The following is a 17,085-nucleotide window of genomic DNA, read 5'->3' as shown; positions in this document are numbered from 1 at the left end:
AAAGAATAAGCACACATATCTGCATTTGTTTTGTTTCCTATGCGGTGTTTAAGGAACTAGAAAGGCTACTCAAAAAGGCCAATGCGTCATTTTCTGCATATAGAGCCATTGAGTTGACTAAGAATATGTACCAAATCAAAGTACTTCTCCCTGACTCAAAAACCTACACCACGATACCTCTTAAACCAACTCCCGAACAGATGGAATTAATCGAAGCTATCCAAAAAAACTAGCTTGGGTGTCCCATCGCACAAAACAGGTGGTATTCTCCTATGTTAGGAAAGTCTTCAAATTTTAGGTGTTTGCTTTCAAAATTGGATTCAACAAGTTGGATCATCAATTCCCTCCAAGATTCTTCTAGTTGTATGTTGGTCTGAAAACCTACTTCAGTTAACCTAAAGGTCAAGTCAAGATAATCTAAATTTGGATTGATTAACGAGTCATTTACTAATAAAACAATATTCCTTTTGTCTCTTTTGTTATTGTTTAGTTGTTTATGCCATTCGATAGAGTCCTTTTTATATTGACTCCAATCAAAACTTGTGTATTCCTTCAATAGTCTATTTCGTTCCAAAGCCTTTTCATTCGCAAGTGCTAAGCTATTCTTAGGTTCATAGGTTTCACCTTCAAATTCAATTGTGAGTTCGATATCACCCTCAATTTCGTTATAGATGGAGTCTGGGTGAATTGGTCTGTAAGGTGGTATGGATAGGGGTTCTTTGTAATATTGAGTTCCCACCATATCCATGAAGGTTGCATTGATCACTTCTTTTTCAAGTGAATTTTGTGTCGAGCAACCTACTAGAATAATGGATAATAATATAAAAATGTTTTTCATTTGATGAATTGAAGGTAACTTATTATTCCCGCCATTTTTTGGCGGTAACTTGTCTTTATTGGATCAATTACCGCCATAAACACTGTGATTTATGACTGTTTATTTTTTGTTGTATTTAACTATTTATTTGATTTTTCCCCCCGATCGCCGTAGTCAAATGATGGCTTGGACTGGGTGAGTTTTCAAAACACCCAAATATCCCTACCAAATATAGAATTGACATATTTACCTCTACTTCCTCAACCCCGCCAAATAACTCACTAGATCCACCAATTCCTCTTCGCTTAATGGGAATTTTGGCATTAAGGATTCGTTCGTTTGGGTGATGGATTCGATGTCGGCGAGCTTGTAGATGGTTTGTTCACCCATGCCGACGAGCTTCACGATCAGGTCGTTTTTCGTTTTGGAGTTGATGAAGGTAGCTACTTTCATTTTTCAGAAATTTGATTTGATTTCGCAATTTCCATCGCTCGATGTAGTTTCTCTGAAAACCATTTCTTGTCTGGCAATTCGGTCAAGTATTGCGCTGCCTTAATTTCTTTTTGATCCAGCATTAATAGCTCAATATGTTCGATATTACCCTCACTGCAAAGTAGTAGGCCTATCGGACTTTCTTCTCCTTCTTGTACCTCATTTTTTTGTAACCATCTCAAATACAATTCCATCTGAGCTTTGTGCTCTGGTTTGAATTTTCCCAATTTTAGATCAATCGCAATAAGCCTTTTGAGTTTTCTGTGGTAAAAAAGAAGATCCAGATGATAATCCACACTGTCTACAGCGATCCGTTTCTGCCTTTCCAAGAAAGCAAATCCATTTCCTAATTCCATGATGAACTGCTGTAAATTCTCGATTAGAGCAGTTTCCAGATCTTTTTCCTTAAATGTTTGTGGTAGATTCAGAAAATCCAGGACGTAGGTGTTTCTAAAAACTAAATCCGGATCAAGTTTATCTTCATTTTTTAGATTGGATAATGCTGATTTGATGGTCTGCTCTGGTTTTGAAGAAATCGCTGTCCTTTCAAAAACCATAGAATCTATTTTATCTCGTAGAGTACGGACGTTCCATTTTTCATAGATGCATAGTTTGCTGTAAAAATCTTTTTTAAGTGGGTTTTCTAGGGCTCCTAATTCGATGAAGTGGCTCCAACTCAATTGTTGCGACAGTGTTGCAACAATTTCCGCATCGAAAGACTTGGCAACTTTGCACATTCTGGTCAATGCGGAATAAGAATAACCCTTTCCAAAAGTCTTTATCAAATCTTGCGACAGCGTCGCAAGAATTTTTGCACCATAGATGCCTCTGTCTTCTTTTAGAAATTCTTTGTTGATATAATCCCCGATCTGCCAATAAAGCAAAGTCGTTTCTGCATTTACAAAGACTGCAACACGCTTTCTGGCATTTTCAATAAGTTGTTCAATGCCTTTGAAAATCATTTCACTATGTAAAACCACCTCTTTTTTCATTTAAGAAAAGCATAAGTCTTCTTAAAGGGCATTCTATAAATTCAAATTAAATTCCATCTCACTTGTTTTTCTACTTCCTCAACCCTGCCAAATAACTCACCAGATCCACCAATTCCTCTTCGCTTAGTGGGAATTTGGGCATGAGGGATTCGTCGAGCTGGGTGATGGATTCGATGTCGGCAAGCTTGTAGATGGTTTGTTCGCCCATGCCGACTAGCTTCACGATCAGGTCGTTTTCGGTTTTGGAGTTGATGATGCAAGTGATTTCCTTGCCGTCTTTGAATTTGACGAGTTGGGTTTCGTAGCCGAAGCCCATGCCTTCGGATGGGTTGATGATCGAGTTGATCAGGGCTTCCTTGCTGAGTTTGTCTCCGATCTGGGTTAAGGCCGGACCGAAGTCGATGCCTTCGCTTCCGATCTTATGGCAAGCGGTGCAGTAGCTGGTGGCGAGTACCTTTCCTTTTTCGATATTTCCGGTTGCGGCTAGCATCCTTGGAATGTCATAGTTGCTTTCTACGCTGCTTCCGTATTTCTCGGTGGCGAGTTGACGGATATTGGAGGTCCAAGAGGACATCAGCGTCTTCTGCGCGATCGGTAGCAGGTCTGCCGGGATTTGATCCGCTTTGGCAAATTCCCAAAGTAAGGCCTCTGCCTGACTGCCTCTCATTCGTTCCATGGCGGCAGTTCGGATCGCTGCGGGAGCATTTGGATCCATCCAGAATGTACTCAGCAGCATCGCGACTTCCTTATTATCCACCACGCCAAACTTCCGTATAGCAGCGATGGCTTTTGCTTGATCCGGGTCCTTCATCGCTTTTTCCACTTCTCCCAATCCATAGAAGTTGGTGTAGACTCCTGCTGCGGCACTTGCCATTCTGTTGTCTTTATCCTGATAGACAATGGATAGAATGCGATCCTTTTGGTCTTTGAGTTGGTATTTGCGCACGATATCTAGGAAGTCCCGGTCGTCGGCGATCTCTCCTGACTTGGCTTTGGCAAGATTGAGCAGGGTAGCATCCGGCTTTTGGGTGTCGAAAGCAGCTTGGCGAAGGATAATGACCTGATCTTCGTTTTGGCCTTTAGCCAATAGATTTTTGAGGGTTTGATTTTTCAGATCTGCATTTTGGAAGTCCAAAGCACGATAATAGCGATGATCGGCAGGGCTATTTTCCGCCAGGATCATCTGCTCGAGCAATTCGGGAGTTTGCGCTGATCTGGATCTCCAGACTAGGTCTTTTGCTTCAGCCGATATGTTCCAGGTTTCACCCGCTTTCTCCAGATAAGCAGGCAGATAGCTGTCCCATCGGTATTCTGCCGCGATGCCCAATGCCTCCAAGTACCAGCGGTCGCCGGATTTGTAAGACTCGGCCAGCTTTTGCCAGACGGCAGGCTGATCTTCATATCGGATGGCCACGGCCACTTCCCTACGCACTTGAGCAGAAGCATCTTCAGCCATGGTGAGCAGGAAGTCGGCGTCGTTTATGTTGTTGATCCGGGAAGCACGAACTGCGGCTACTCGGATATTTTCATCCGAATCGGCAGCGGCTTTTTGGATGTAATCGTTGCCATTTGGCAGCTTGGTCAGCAACCAAAACGCACGGGCTTTCATGCGGGAATCTTCGGATTCATAGAGTTTTTCCAAGGCTGCTGTTGCCTCGGCTCCTTTTTCCTTCAATGCTATAAAAGCCTTAAAGTGAATGGCTCGGTTGGGGTTTTGAATCAACTCGATCAAGGATTCCACAGAAGAATAGTCCGGTGCGGAAACTTGGTATTTCGACTTTTTCGGAGCAAGTCGGTAGACACGACCTTTGTCCTGATCGCCCACAGCATGCCCGCCCACGCCTGGATCGTACCAGTCGGAGATAAAGATCGAGCCGTCAGGAGCCACGGTCACATCGGATGGCCGAAACCAATTGTCGCGTTTGTTGCCATCGAGGATAGGTTCTGCCACTCCGGTAAAACCCGCGCCGGAAGTCTCAACGGGATACATGCGGATCACATTGGGTCCGGCATCGGCGTGAATAACTTGGTTTTGGTATTCGGAAGGGAGGAGTTTGCCCTCATAGACGAGAATTCCTGTGGGCGAACCTGCATAAGTCTGCACCAAGTTTGGTACTACGCCGGGATCGTTGAGATGCCAATGCTGCTGCCATACGGAGTCCTCCATATTGATGCGTCGGGTTCTCCAGTCTGTTTTCGTGAATTCGTCCTTGAAGCCGTAGTTGCCATAGTCCATCACAAAGTTGATCCGAGTGGAGCGGTTGCCGTCGTCGTCGTTATCACTTTGCCACATGCGTCCGTAGCTGTCCACGGCCACTTCGTAGTTGTTTCGGAAGTTCCAACCTAGGATTTCCACATTGCTGCCGTCGGGATCGCAACGGAAAACCATTCCTTCCTGATACGGTGCAGTAGTGGAGTTAACCGGTCGACCCATCGGATCGAGGATCGGCGAACCGTCCCCTTTGTGCAGTCCTTTGCCTTCATTTCCATAGTTGAAATAAAGCTTACCATCCGGCGCAAAAGTAAAAGCGTGCATGCCGTGATCGTGCTGCACTCCGCCAACTCCGGTGAAGAGGACCTCTTTGCTGTCCGGTACGTCGTCCCCGTTTTCGTCCGTGAAGACAAAGACATTCGGGCTGACGGAAACAAAGATTTTATTGCCAAAAACGGCGATGCCCAAAGCTGCATTGATATCGGTTCCCTGATAGAAGACCGTGGATTTATCGGCTTTGCCGTCTCCATTGGTGTCTTCCAATATCAATATCCGGTCACCTTCGGCTTGGGTTGGATTTTTAGGATTAAGATGCATGCGGTAGTTGTAGGCCTCCGTGATCCAAATCCGGCCACGATCATCGATGTCCATATTGGTTGGATTGGTCATCATGGGTTCGGATGCAAAAAGCGTCAGTTCCAGGCGATCATCCATGACTTGGATGCCATCGAGTGCATGCTCCACCGAGCGTTTTTGTTCGTCGGTCAGGGCAGCGTACTCCTCTTCGGAAAGTTGAGGAATGGGTTTTTCGCAGGAAAAGATCATTGCGGAAGCAAGGAGCAGTGCAAGGAGAGGCTTATTCATAGGTTTGGTTTTTTGGGGTTGGCAGGCAAAAAATCAGACTGCAAAGCAAAATAGGGGATAAGGTGCTGTTTACCAAAGAGGAAAATGATCAATTATCAAATTCATCCCGATAACAATCGGGACAATTTTCAAGGTTCTGCTAACTAGGACTAGCAACTGGATATTTTTTTTACCACAGGAGATCGCAGAGAAAAAGGTTGTTTAGGGAATCAGGTCTCAAAAGAACCACATTCCTGTTTGGTTTTTAGCCATAGAGAACTCGAAGGAGCGCAAAGGGTTTTTACAACAGAAAAAACATTGGGCTACACAGCTTTAGATTTCTCCAAAGGTTGCTTTTTGGCCTGCCCACCTACTTGCTACTTACTCTTTATCATTTACATATTATACTTGTATCTCAGGCTTTTATTTCTACACCTTGCAATAAAGTAAATCTTGTATTTCCAGAAGTAGACAACATCAAATGAAGCATTCATTACATTTTTGATTCTTATTTTAGCAATTATTGCAAAAGTTCTTAATTTGGTTTCAAGCCAGAGAATTTTTCACCCTAATAATCCTGATAAGGTGCCTAAACTGAGTTGGTTATTCTATTTGTCGCTTTCAGTTTTTTTACTTTTTATCCAAACTGATTCCAATGCCCCTGAATCCAAGGAGCTTCCGCCCTCCACTTTTGAGTGGCAGCTTTCTGTCTTAGAAAAACAGCGGGAAGAGCTTTCTCCAGAGATGCTTTTACCTGAGATCGAAAAGTTGGATCTGGAAATCCAATTGGGAGTATTGAAACCCAATCCCGAGGAGCTAATCCAGTTTTATGTCCTGTTTCTGGAGGCTTTGGGAGAAAATGATCAAGCTGAAAAAGGTCTCAAACTGGCTTCAGAAGTGGCAGAAAAAGCAGAATTGCAAGCTATGGCACCCGAAAAATGGGCTGGATTTTATGCTGCTCAGGGATTTTTATACGATGAAAGTGGGCAAACTGCCAAGGCAGTGCAAGCTTTTGAAAAAGCCGTAGCGCTGTTCGAAAAACAACCCGAATCGGACAAAATTACGCTTGCTTTAACCTTGAACAATCTTGGATATGCGTATTACAATTTGGGCTTTCAAAACAAGGCTATTTTAAATTATTACAAGGCCTTTAACATTATTAAAGACTATGCAATATCAAACTTTAAAAATGTGACCAGTATGGTCAGAAACATAGTCTACACTGAGTGTGAATATGGGAATAAGCAGGCTTCTGCAGACTTGGTGAACTTTTTTGATAACTACATCCAAGAGGCTGAGAAGTCAGACACACTGGAGGCGGATCAAATTCACCTGATGAAAATCAATCAGCACTTAAATAAGTCACAGTTTTTTGAGCTTGTCCGTGATTCGGAAAATATGGAGAAGTTGATTTTAGAAGTTGAGGATTTTATGCAGGAAATGAATCCTGAATTCCGCACTGCCAGACACCATTACCAATTGACGATCTATGAAAGTGCCGGAGCCTTATTTAAGGTGCTGGAGCAGTACGACAAGTCAAAGTTCTACTACCAGAAAATGCAAGATATCCCACTTAGTAATTTCTATCAGATGAAGTATGCGGCCAATTTGGCTTTGGTTTATTATTACGATAAGGCATACAGTCGATCACTGGAATATGCTGAGGAAAGCTTGCGATTGCTTGAAGAAATGGGATATCGAGGTTCAAGCACCTACACTGTGATGGTGCTGAAGGCCGAACTCTTGAATAACCTGGGAAAAGGAGAGGAAGCAAAAGATTTGATCGTCAGGATTTATTCAGAATTGCTTGAGAAGGAGCTTTCAGAAGGTGATTTGGAGAATTTGAATTACCGGGATTTCAACGGGATGAATACGGATCGTCATATCACAATCATCATTCGAAGTGGGAATATTTATCGGGATTTTTTCAGGAAAACAGGCCATAAATCCGATTTTAATCGGGCTTACAACTTCTACCAACTTGCAGCTGAGATGTTTCACGAATATTATCTCAAAGGCTCCTACAATGCCTGGCTGGAGACGCTCAATAAGGAAATCAAAGGGGGAGTGCTGAGCTTGCTGGCTGAGACTTCGATGGTCAATCAAGACTCTATAATATCTTCCTTGAATTTGCTGGAGGAGAATGCATCTCAGGAACTTTGGAAGAAATTTGTAAGCAAAAATGAGGAAACACTGGGAAAAACTGCCCAAATGATTAGTGAGTTTAACCTGAAGCAATTGGAGTTGGAAGGGTTAAGTGATTCGATTTCCTCCCAATCCGAAAAAAGGGAATTGAAGCTTGCATTGGAAAAAATCGGAAGAGATATCGCTGAAGAGCGGACCTTTGATTTTTTTTCAGGAGCGGACTTTGATATGAAGGTGTTTCAAAATTTAATTCCCGAAGACGAGCAAGTGCTGAAGTTTTATGTGGCGGATAAGGAGGTTTTTGGAGTACTGATCAATTCGCAGGAGTTTGTAGTTCGTCAATTGGGGGAGGTCAAGATTTTGGAAGAAAATGTGAACCACCTTCGAGCCTCGATTCTTGAAATCAAACCAAATTATTCTAAGTATTCTCAGGCGCTTTTTCACGCCCTGCTTGATCCATTTTCCATTGAAAATGGAAAGCGACTTCAAATTATTCCTGATGATTTCCTCCATTTATTGCCTTTTGAGGTGTTGAGTGAAGATGGGGCTGACTTCTTTATAGAAAAAATACCAATCGCCTATCAGCATTCCTTCAAGCTGCTCAAGTATCGCAATCCCGTTGAAACGAGTTTTAATCCGGATTTCCTAATAGGTTTTGCTCCGTCCTATGAAGGCACTCCATTCAGCGATATCAAGAATAATCTGGAGGAAACTAAGCGGATTGTTTCTTATCACTCTGGGGAAGCAAAAGTGGGTAAGGAAGCAAGCAAGCGGAATTTTGTGGCAAGTTTTGCCAATTATCGCATCCATCATCTAGCGATGCACACCGAGCAGCTGGAGGAGAATTTCGATCAGTCTGCTTTGGTCTTTGCGAATGCCGAACGGCTGAAACTCGACGAACTCTATCAGATGAATTTCCCTTCAGAAATGGTCGTCCTAAGTGCTTGCAATACCGGAGTTGGACAGCTGCAACCTGGAGAGGGCTTAGCTAGTCTTTCAAGAGCATTGACTTTTGCAGGAGTGAAAAGCAGTGTCTACAGCCTTTGGGAAGTGCCGGACAAGGAAACTTCTGAGTTGATGATTTTTTTCTATGAAGAAATAAAAAAAGGACTCCCAAAGGATCAAGCATTGGCTGAGTCAAAACGTCGTTTTCTTAAGGAAAATCCATTGAAAAAGCATCCTATATTCTGGGCAGGATTTGTGATCAATGGACAGTTGGACCCGATTCAGGCTACTGTTTTTCCAGTTTGGATTGGAGTGTTGGGAGTTCTGATTTTCGCTGGATTAGGCCTCTATTTTTGGAGAGAAAAAGCGAGGTATTATTGATCTCAGACTTACTTCAGCGTTTTTAAAATTTCCTGTGACTCGTTTTGAAATGGATTGGGTTTGGCTGCCGTGACCTGAAGCGCTGCTTTTCCTTTGTCCAGCATATTCAGTTTGAAATATCCTAAGGCCTCATACCAGGAAGCAATTTCTTTGGATTCACTTTTTGATGAAATACGATTAAGGATAGGAATCGCTTTTTCGGGACGACCAAGTTCGAGTTGGCAAATTCCCAAATAGAGCAAAGCGAAATCTGAGTTGGGTTGTGCCTGAAGCTGCTCAAAAAAACCTGCTGCTTTGGCAAAATCTCCATTGTCATAGGCCAAAAATGCCTCAGCTTTCATTCCAGATGAACTTTCGCCTCGACTACTTGGAGCGACTAAGTTTGGATAGGTTTCATAGTGCCGAGCATAGAGTTTTTCACCGGGAGACATGGATAATGTAGTCCATAGAAAATAGCCGGCCATCACGACCAAACACGCTGCAGATGCAGAGTAAAGCCAAGATTTAAGACTTGTGGTCGCTCTAGGTTTTGTACTGCTTTCAATATTTTCCAGAAAACCTCTCAGTGATTCTCGTTCGGATAAGGAGATGACCGCTTTGAGTTTTCGTTGCACTTCCAGTTCGGCCCTATATTCGGGATTTTGTTCGACCAGATTCTCAAAGAGTTTTTGATCTTCGGGACTTAGTGTTCCCTCCAAATATGCGTTTATCAATTCCTCCTGATCCATGGTTCTTTATTTTTTCATTGACTCTTTGAGACTTTTCAGACATCTCGATTTGGTGCTTTTCAGCACATCTTTGGATACATACCCCAGTTGCAAGTAGATTTCATCCATGCTTTTTGCCTCATAATAAAATAGCCTAAGCAACTCTTTACACTTTGTTCCCAGCTTTTCAAACTGGGCCTTAAGCTCCTTTATTTCTTCGTCTTTGGATTCCTCTTCATAGGTTTCCCAAGGAATAGATTCAATCTCCTCAGCGTCAAGATTGACTTTTCTATCGCTGAACTTATTGGATTTGAAGATCAAATACTTGCCGATACCGAATAGGTAGGTACTAATGCTGCTCTGTAATTCATCAAGTTTTCCTTTGGCGGCATTTTCCACTAGCGCAATTACCGCATCTTGATAGGTATTGTTGATCTCTTCGATGTCAATAGTATAACGCTTTGCAAAAAGCCGAAACCCCTGCTGATTGTCCAGATAAATGGTTTTGATAGTTTCTCGGTCCCCTGCTTTCAATAAAGCGATCTGTGTCTCTTTTTCCATTTGTTCAAAAAGTGCCTCAAAGTAAACATAATTTTTTTTGATTTTTTTTCGAAGGGGAATGTTTACCTCGGCGACTTTTCTACACCAACAATCAAATCATTACAAAAAACGCCATGCAAAAATTTTTAACACTGGTAATGTTTCTATCGATTTCAGTCTGTGCCAAAGCTCAAAATACGGGGCAGCGGGTAGTAAACAACACCAAAAATCAAACAAATAACCGGGTGGAAATTCGGGCAGATCAATCTGTCGATAAAGCACTAAATAAGATTGAGGACGGTATTGGTTCAGTTTTCAAAAAGAAAGATAAGTCTGCCAAAGATCAAAAATCTTCTTCACCAGAAGAGATGGAGCAGGATACTGGAAATAGAGAAAATTCCACAGATAGCGGAGCTTCCAATTCTAGTTCCTCTAGTTCTAATTCCACCCAGGCCGGTCTTTCTAATCCCAGTCTACAAGCATACTCCAAATTCGATTTTGTGCCGGGAGAGAAGGTGATTGCCTTTGAAGACTTTTCACAGGATGCAATCGGAGATTTTCCTGCCAGATGGAATACCAATTCATCCGGTGAGGTGGTCACGATATCAGGCTTGGATGGTAAATGGCTAGCATTTAAAGACGATGGCGTACTTTATCCGGAGTTTTTGGAAGTGTTGCCGGAAAATTTTACGATTGAGTTTGATTTAGGCACATTCAAGGAAAACCAAGCCTATACTCAAATCATGTTTTTGGATGAATCCAATGGTCGAGGGCTACTGGATGGATATCGGGAAAATGCGGTTGAAGTCGGTATTGAAGCTCTTGGAAGAGTCTACTTTAATACTTTTGATGAATACGGGGCTGCAAAATTGGCCAATAATAAAAATCAATCTCAATACTATATACCGGAAGGCGAGGATTACACTTTTGCCCGAATATCCATCTGGAGACAGAAATCCAGGCTACGAGTTTATATAAATGAAGAGAAAATCTGGGATATCCCCCGAGCCTTCACTGAAGCCGGAGCTTACAGATTTACAATGGGTATGATTACCTATTATCTTGAAAACAGAGAATTTTTGATGAGCAATCTCAGGTTTGCAGTAGGCGCACCGGACACACGCTCCAAGTTGATCACCGAAGGAAAATTTATCACTCAAGGGATCGTGTTTGACTCGGGGTCGGCTAACATCAAACCTGAATCTGCTGGGGTTCTAAAGGAAATCGCTGTAGTACTTCAGGAAAATCCATCGGTCAATGTGCAGATTGTCGGTCATACAGACAGCGATGGGGATGAGAATCTTAATCTCATCCTGTCTCAAAAACGAGCTGATGCAGTGAAAAACGCCTTGAGTAAGGATTATGGTATCGCTGCCTCCAGATTGGATACGGATGGCAAAGGTGAATCCGAACCAATAGGTGACAATAAGACCCTTGCAGGCAAAGCCCAAAACAGACGTGTAGAATTCATCAAAAAATAAAGTTATGAAGAGCTATTCTTTGATTCTATTACTTCCGCTCGTGCTATTGCTCATGAGCAATTCATGCGGATCTGACAGCAAACAGAACGAACTCAAATCTGAAGTTTCTGAAGCCATCAAGATTGCCGATAAAGCCTCAGGAACCAAATCTCTGGATAAATACACCGGTAAACTTGACGAGCTGCTAACTGTACAAATGGCGGCTAAAATTACTGGATATAATGCAGAAGAGGCTATTGAAAATTACAATCAAAACATCAGTCCAAAATACCATTCCATTGCATATACCTGGGATCAGGGAAGAACCAGAATGATGAGCGTAGGCGCCATGAATCTCGAAGTACCAGTGATGGAACTGGTGCAGCTAGATGGATTGGCTCTTATTTCTAAGCAAGACTTTGAATACATGAACAGAGAACTCACCGAAGAGGATCTGAAGAATCTTGACCAAGCGATGAACGCTAAAATGGAGGAAAAGGTAGCTGATGGCACGCTTTCCAAGGATCAAAGTAAAATGGCAGGTGATCTAGGAAAAGGTATGATGGGTGATTTGAGCAGGGAAAAGGTCTCTGGAGTGGGAGAGTTGGCCGTTTGGATGCCGGGACAGAATTCACTTTCCGTCTACGAAAACGGAGTGACCTTCATCGTTCGGGTTAATCTCAATGGAGACATGGAAACTTCAAAATCCAAAGCAGGAATTCTAGCTAAAGAAATACTTGCTAAACTTTAACACATAATTTCTTGATTTAACAGGTTCAGCATCAGTTCTAGTTCAGTCACCAAAGGTAACTAAGTCACCGCTGCTGAACTTGGCGAAGCATGCCCACATGTGTGTAATCGGGCCAATTTCATCAGGAAAAAATATCACTGGATTTGTTAATCTCAATCAATAAAATTTAAACTAATACTCAAATTCAAAACTGCTTAATTTTATGAAAAACTTACTGTATCTAATCTTTTTTGGTTTGATTCTTTCAAACCAAACCATCGCCCAAGAAATCAAAGGAAAGTTAGTTGTCGATGGGACTTCTAAAAAAGAGCTATCGCTCAAGTCTTCCAATGCCGTAGACCTCTATGCTGCTATGAGAGATCAGGCTTATCCGATCCAGTTCAGCTTTGAAGGAAAAGGACTTGCAAAAACCGAATCTGGAAATGAAGTCGCCATTATTTGGTTTCGCACGACTTTGAAAAAGGATGGAAGAGTCATCTCCAAACAAGAGCGAACACCGATGCCTTTTTTTCCGGGAGATATGTTGATGCCTGTAGAGACTTTTGATTTTGTTTCTCAGTTGACAACTGCCTCCGGTAAGCCGGATTTATCAAGCAAAATTCCCGCTGGAAACTATGAGGTAACCTTGGAGGCCGGACCAGTTGGGGTGATGGGAACGGTTTCCTCGGCTACCCTTGTTTTTTCAGTGAAGTAATTCCATCATTTTATCAAATAGACCATGAAATTGTGCCTGTCACTTTCCTACTGGCAGGCAGGTGCGAAAATTCTCCCAATCCGTTGCGGCGGATGGGACTGGCTATGTGACCTTAAAATCAAATACTAAAAACATGAAATCAATCTTATTTACAGCTTTTCTAATCTTGGGTTTGATATCCTTATCTCAAGGCCAAAACTTGGTTTTTGTCAATGTCCAATCCAATGCGACTACGCCAAAATTCGAAATCAAAAGTGGGAAAACCCTTCTCTATCAAATGGTGGGGACAGAAGTGCAACTGACAAAAACTTGGAATCAGGCTCCAAAGCTTATCAGTTCAGAGGACCGCTTGGACCGCTACTCCGGAGTCTTTTTCAATGATGATCGTGTGGCCAATAAAAAGTATGAAATCCACTATGATCGAGAGCACGGAACCAATCGGTACACGGGGTACATCAAGACAACAATCAATTACAAAGACAGCAGGCCTACCAAGGTTCTTGAGCATCGATTTAAACTTCAAGGGCAATAAAATGAAGAGAAAATCACTTCTGACAATTTGTTTGGGCCTATTGTTTTCAGTGATTTTTGCACAGCAAAAGCTAAAAGTCGTCCGAAAATCTGATGCTGAAAAACCAAAAGTAGAGCGAGTAGATGCCCAGTATACGGAGGTTCCAAGAATCCAAGATCCGGTAAAATCTCAAGTTGAGCGCATTGAGGATGGCCCGACAAACAAAGTTGTGCGAATGGAAGATGCTCCTAAAACGAAGGTTGTACGTTTAGATGACAGTCCAACTACAATGGTAGATCGAATTGAAGATGGACCTAAAACCAAGGTCGAAAGAATCGAAGATGGGCCTAAACCCAAAGTGGAACGGCTTCCGGGAGAACCGGTAAAACCGAATGTTCCGATCATCACTGATCCTACTCCAACCCAAATTGATCGAATCGAAGACGGACCAATACCAAATGTCGAGCGAATCGAAGATGGTCCTCGGACTAAAATAGAACGAATTGTAGAACCAAAGCGATCCACTATCGAGCGAATTGAGGACGATCCGAAAACAAAAGTGGAGCGGTTGGAAGATCCAAAAAGGACAGATGTCAAAATTTTGGAAGACGAAGACGGCGGAAATCCAGGAGGGTCTGAGGGTCGAGAAGTTTCAGGAGTTGGAGGGATAGCCCCAAATGCAGGTAGAGGAGTCAAACAGAATCAAAATCTTGGAAGTAGGTTTCAGTTTAACCGCAAAATCGGATTTTATATCAGTGCACCTGAAGGAGAAATGGCGAGTTATTTTTATTTCGATACTCATACAGGCGCTTCACTGATGGATCACTCTGGGAATGAGGCCTTGATTGCCGAAAAGGTCAGTGGTGAAGTGAACCAGATCTTCACTCACTCGGGCGATTTTCTGAGTTTCACCAAATCTTCAGAAGGTAATTACTCATTCAAAATGGGTGCCGGGACATCACCTGAAATGGGAGGGATACCCGATCGACCGGGAGGTGACTCATTTTTCGACCTGTTCAAGCCAACTGGTAAAAAGCTGAGTAAAGGCCAGGGTGGACATAAATTCGACAGTGTTGAATATAAAGGAAAGCATGAAGGAAAGACTTATTCGATCTATTTAGCTGATCCGGGTCAGGTCAGGTTGGATCCTAATTTCACTCAGAGACTCACTGGGCATTTTGGGCTTGGATACATCGCAGATTCCAGTGGTAAAACTTATATGCTCACAGGATTTCAAGATGGACGCTCATCCATTTTCATGACTTACAATGAATCCTCATCCAAGAGCTTTGATGGATCGGGGTACAAAAGCATGGGTGGTTTCTAGACAGATTTTTTTGGATATAAGGCTATAAAAATCCAGAATAAATTAAGTAAAAAACGCAATTCAAATTAATTCAACAAAATAAAATTTATGGAAACGCAAGAAACAGACGGCAAGCAGATCGGGATGATCGCTTACCTCACAGTCATAGGACTGATCATCGCATTTGTAATGAACAATGAGAAAAAATCAGAATTTGCACAGTACCATATTCGGCAGATGTTGGGTCTTTTTGTAAGCGGCGTTGCGATAGGGCTGATCGGGATAATTCCGATTTTGGGTTGGTTGATTGTGATCGTCGGGGTCTTTATTCTATTCTATATGTGGGTGATGGGTTTGATCGCTGCAATAAATGGTCAGATGAAGCCGATGCCTATTTTGGGTAAAAAGTATGAGGAGTGGTTTGCTGGGGCATGAGTTTAAAAACAACTTTTAAAAGTTAAAAGCTTAATTTTTTAATTAAAAAAAGAGCCGATTGATTTTGGCTTTTTTTTATTTAAAATAAGTCGAAATCGGAATCTTGATGAATTTCTGATTTTTCATTTGCACTACAAATTCGGCGACGTGAATCCCAACTTTTCCAATCCAGCTTTCACTTCAGGTGCTCCCATAAATAGCTTCCATCCAAGACCGGTTCTGTAGTTTTCGATCATTGCTACCATCGGACCTTGGTCGATTGCCAAATATCGGGTAGGAAAATAGTTATGATGTGGGCTCATGGCATCGTAGAAACCATATTTGCCAAAGACTTTTTCACCATAGTTGTAGTAGAGGTTTTTGATGACTTCCATGGACTCTTTGGGAGTGTAAGGAACCGAAGAGATGGCCGCAGTAGGTGAGATGACACCGGTGTCATTGCCGGGGTGATGCGCATTGTAAAAGTTGATCGAGTAGGAAGCCGTCAATCCCCATAGTGATTCTCCGTAACCTTTGAAATTCCCGGGATTCTCAATGCACCAAGCCCGATTGATCAGGGTTTGATTTCGATTTTCTTGCTCATAGTCGGCATATTGGTCTTTCAAACCCATTGGATTCAAGCCTAAGAAGGAATAATGCGCCCAGAAAAGTGGGCCTCCCATCGCTTCAGCGCCATTGTGTATGAGTTGGAGTGGCATGTCGTAAGCTTGCACATTGGCTTTAATTCCGCCTCCTCTTGCCCAGCCTTTGTGATAGACTTCAGGCTCGATCGTATATGTAGGGGAGGCAGCAGCTAGGACATAGGTGATCAGGCATTCATTATATCCTTCCAGCGGGAAATTCATTTCCCATTCATACTCAGGTGACCAATGCCAATAGAGGACGTCTCTTGCCCCCTGTGTATGCCAGGTCCAGTCCATTTCTTTCCAAAGGGTATTGATTCGATCTGCAACAGCTTTTTCAGTGGCAGTTCCGTCTTTGTAATATTCTCTGATGGCTAGTAGTCCTTGCATCAGAAATGCCGACTCGACCAGATCTGCACCATTGTCTTTTGGGCTAAAGGCTTTGGTTTTCCCTGTCTGTCCGTCTATCCAGTGTGCCCAGATCCCGTGGTATCGATCTGCTTTTTCCAGAAAACTGACAATTCGATCCATTCTTACTAACCCTTGCTCTCGGGTAATCCACCCTCGCTCAATCCCTGCAATCAATCCAAAAAGTCCAAATCCAGTCCCTCCTGTGGTGATGATGTGGGCATCATTGTCAGGATAATCTCCATCCAGATGAATTCGTTCTGCAGCCATTCCGGACATTGGTTCCGCTCCATGCCAAAAGTATCGGAAGGTGTAGTATTGCACCATATCCAAGAGCTCCTCTTCCGTCATTTTGCGAGTGGCTGTTTCGCTACTTGCTACTACTACGGTTTCTTGTCCTTGATTGGATCGGACCTCGTAGCTGAGCTTCAGTTCAGTCCCAAGATCCGAGACAAAGTCCAAGTATAAAGTATCTGTAGTTATACCTCGCTGAATGAAATTATCTCCGTTCAAACTTGCCCAAACTGAATAGGTCTTGGCTTCAGCTGATGGATTCCATCTTATTTCCACGTGCTGTTCGTATGCATCAATTTCGATTGTTTCGGAATCCTTGGCTTTATTTTGACAGGAAAAAAGACTTAAGCAAAAAAGTATTGGAATGAATAAGAGGGTGCTCTTCATTTAGGGTTTATTTTTTAAATAAAAATACCCGAATTATCCGGAAACTCATTGCTTCAGGATAATTCGGGATTTTCAATTGAACAGTGGTTTTTTTAGCTCAAATCAGTACTCTTTCCAGAATTCGGAGTTTTAATAGCCAGGA

General features: G+C 42.6%; 15 protein-coding genes. 8 read left to right on the top strand and 7 right to left on the bottom strand.

Annotated features, from left to right (window positions below):
- The coding region (locus tag ACK4HU_RS09070; protein ID WP_409805801.1) for a hypothetical protein at positions 1–233 on the top strand (233 nt) is incomplete at its 5' end.
- On the opposite strand, the gene ACK4HU_RS09065 is transcribed toward ACK4HU_RS09070, so the two are convergent.
- The 4 genes from ACK4HU_RS09065 to ACK4HU_RS09050 all read right to left on the bottom strand — a co-directional run bounded on the left by ACK4HU_RS09065 (position 230) and on the right by ACK4HU_RS09050 (position 5,377).
- Positions 230–838: a hypothetical protein gene (locus tag ACK4HU_RS09065; protein WP_409805798.1), complete on the bottom strand. Its 609-nt coding sequence runs from the start codon at positions 836–838 to the stop codon at positions 230–232. The genes ACK4HU_RS09070 and ACK4HU_RS09065 overlap by 4 nt on opposite strands.
- Before the next feature lie 231 nt (positions 839–1,069).
- Positions 1,070–1,270, bottom strand: coding sequence for a hypothetical protein (locus ACK4HU_RS09060; protein ID WP_409805796.1), 201 nt, complete (start codon positions 1,268–1,270; stop codon positions 1,070–1,072).
- A complete protein-coding gene (locus tag ACK4HU_RS09055) occupies positions 1,267–2,301 on the bottom strand; it encodes a YhcG family protein (RefSeq protein ID WP_409805795.1) in 1,035 nt (344 codons plus the stop codon). The genes ACK4HU_RS09060 and ACK4HU_RS09055 overlap by 4 nt, the downstream gene beginning before the upstream one ends.
- A gap of 70 nt (positions 2,302–2,371) precedes the next feature.
- Positions 2,372–5,377, bottom strand: a complete 3,006-nt coding sequence (locus ACK4HU_RS09050) for a PVC-type heme-binding CxxCH protein (protein WP_409805793.1) — start codon at positions 5,375–5,377, stop codon at positions 2,372–2,374.
- Positions 5,378–5,941: 564 nt separating this feature from the next.
- On the opposite strand from ACK4HU_RS09050, the gene ACK4HU_RS09045 reads away from it, so the two are divergent.
- Complete coding sequence (locus ACK4HU_RS09045) at positions 5,942–8,827, top strand: CHAT domain-containing protein (protein ID WP_409805791.1); 2,886 nt, start codon at positions 5,942–5,944, stop codon at positions 8,825–8,827.
- A gap of 8 nt (positions 8,828–8,835) precedes the next feature.
- Here the strand turns inward: ACK4HU_RS09045 and ACK4HU_RS09040 are convergent, their stop codons facing one another.
- Both ACK4HU_RS09040 and ACK4HU_RS09035 read right to left on the bottom strand, forming a co-directional pair.
- The gene (locus ACK4HU_RS09040; protein ID WP_409805788.1) at positions 8,836–9,555 is read right to left on the bottom strand and encodes a tetratricopeptide repeat protein; all 720 of its coding nucleotides are present in this window, start codon (positions 9,553–9,555) and stop codon (positions 8,836–8,838) included.
- 6 nt (positions 9,556–9,561) lie between these two features.
- On the bottom strand, positions 9,562–10,095 hold the full coding sequence (locus ACK4HU_RS09035) for an RNA polymerase sigma factor (RefSeq protein ID WP_409805785.1): 534 nt from the start codon (positions 10,093–10,095) through the stop codon (positions 9,562–9,564).
- Positions 10,096–10,208: 113 nt separating this feature from the next.
- On the opposite strand from ACK4HU_RS09035, the gene ACK4HU_RS09030 reads away from it, so the two are divergent.
- The 6 genes from ACK4HU_RS09030 (at position 10,209) to ACK4HU_RS09005 (ending at position 15,231) form a co-directional block, all read left to right on the top strand.
- Positions 10,209–11,555 (top strand): OmpA family protein, encoded by a 1,347-nt coding sequence (locus ACK4HU_RS09030; RefSeq protein ID WP_409805782.1) that lies wholly within the window; start codon positions 10,209–10,211, stop codon positions 11,553–11,555.
- A gap of 4 nt (positions 11,556–11,559) precedes the next feature.
- Positions 11,560–12,285, top strand: coding sequence for a hypothetical protein (locus ACK4HU_RS09025; RefSeq protein WP_409805780.1), 726 nt, complete (start codon positions 11,560–11,562; stop codon positions 12,283–12,285).
- Between the two features lie 202 nt (positions 12,286–12,487).
- On the top strand, positions 12,488–12,979 hold the full coding sequence (locus ACK4HU_RS09020) for a hypothetical protein (protein WP_409805777.1): 492 nt from the start codon (positions 12,488–12,490) through the stop codon (positions 12,977–12,979).
- A 133-nt stretch (positions 12,980–13,112) separates the two neighbouring features.
- Positions 13,113–13,511 (top strand): hypothetical protein, encoded by a 399-nt coding sequence (locus ACK4HU_RS09015; protein ID WP_409805774.1) that lies wholly within the window; start codon positions 13,113–13,115, stop codon positions 13,509–13,511.
- Between the two features lies 1 nt (position 13,512).
- Complete coding sequence (locus tag ACK4HU_RS09010) at positions 13,513–14,817, top strand: hypothetical protein (protein ID WP_409805771.1); 1,305 nt, start codon at positions 13,513–13,515, stop codon at positions 14,815–14,817.
- 87 nt (positions 14,818–14,904) lie between these two features.
- Positions 14,905–15,231, top strand: a complete 327-nt coding sequence (locus tag ACK4HU_RS09005) for a DUF4870 domain-containing protein (RefSeq protein ID WP_409805769.1) — start codon at positions 14,905–14,907, stop codon at positions 15,229–15,231.
- A gap of 131 nt (positions 15,232–15,362) precedes the next feature.
- Here ACK4HU_RS09005 and ACK4HU_RS09000 read toward each other — a convergent pair whose 3' ends face one another.
- Complete coding sequence (locus ACK4HU_RS09000; protein ID WP_409805766.1) at positions 15,363–16,943, bottom strand: glucoamylase family protein; 1,581 nt, start codon at positions 16,941–16,943, stop codon at positions 15,363–15,365.
- Positions 16,944–17,085 lie beyond the last annotated feature (142 nt).

Source organism: Algoriphagus sp., assembly GCF_046296635.1.
Taxonomy (GTDB): Bacteria; Bacteroidota; Bacteroidia; order Cytophagales; family Cyclobacteriaceae; genus Algoriphagus.
This window is presented reverse-complemented; position numbering and strand designations above follow the sequence as displayed.

Coding starts and splice junctions, on each gene's coding strand:
- ACK4HU_RS09010 (WP_409805771.1), top strand. CDS start 13,513: ATGAAGAGAAAATCACTTCTGACAATTTGTTTGGGCCTATTGTTTTCA.
- ACK4HU_RS09020 (WP_409805777.1), top strand. CDS start 12,488: ATGAAAAACTTACTGTATCTAATCTTTTTTGGTTTGATTCTTTCAAAC.
- ACK4HU_RS09040 (WP_409805788.1), bottom strand. CDS start 9,555: ATGGATCAGGAGGAATTGATAAACGCATATTTGGAGGGAACACTAAGT.
- ACK4HU_RS09065 (WP_409805798.1), bottom strand. CDS start 838: ATGAAAAACATTTTTATATTATTATCCATTATTCTAGTAGGTTGCTCG.
- ACK4HU_RS09055 (WP_409805795.1), bottom strand. CDS start 2,301: ATGAAAAAAGAGGTGGTTTTACATAGTGAAATGATTTTCAAAGGCATT.
- ACK4HU_RS09060 (WP_409805796.1), bottom strand. CDS start 1,270: ATGAAAGTAGCTACCTTCATCAACTCCAAAACGAAAAACGACCTGATC.
- ACK4HU_RS09015 (WP_409805774.1), top strand. CDS start 13,113: ATGAAATCAATCTTATTTACAGCTTTTCTAATCTTGGGTTTGATATCC.
- ACK4HU_RS09050 (WP_409805793.1), bottom strand. CDS start 5,377: ATGAATAAGCCTCTCCTTGCACTGCTCCTTGCTTCCGCAATGATCTTT.
- ACK4HU_RS09035 (WP_409805785.1), bottom strand. CDS start 10,095: ATGGAAAAAGAGACACAGATCGCTTTATTGAAAGCAGGGGACCGAGAA.
- ACK4HU_RS09000 (WP_409805766.1), bottom strand. CDS start 16,943: ATGAAGAGCACCCTCTTATTCATTCCAATACTTTTTTGCTTAAGTCTT.
- ACK4HU_RS09025 (WP_409805780.1), top strand. CDS start 11,560: ATGAAGAGCTATTCTTTGATTCTATTACTTCCGCTCGTGCTATTGCTC.
- ACK4HU_RS09005 (WP_409805769.1), top strand. CDS start 14,905: ATGGAAACGCAAGAAACAGACGGCAAGCAGATCGGGATGATCGCTTAC.
- ACK4HU_RS09030 (WP_409805782.1), top strand. CDS start 10,209: ATGCAAAAATTTTTAACACTGGTAATGTTTCTATCGATTTCAGTCTGT.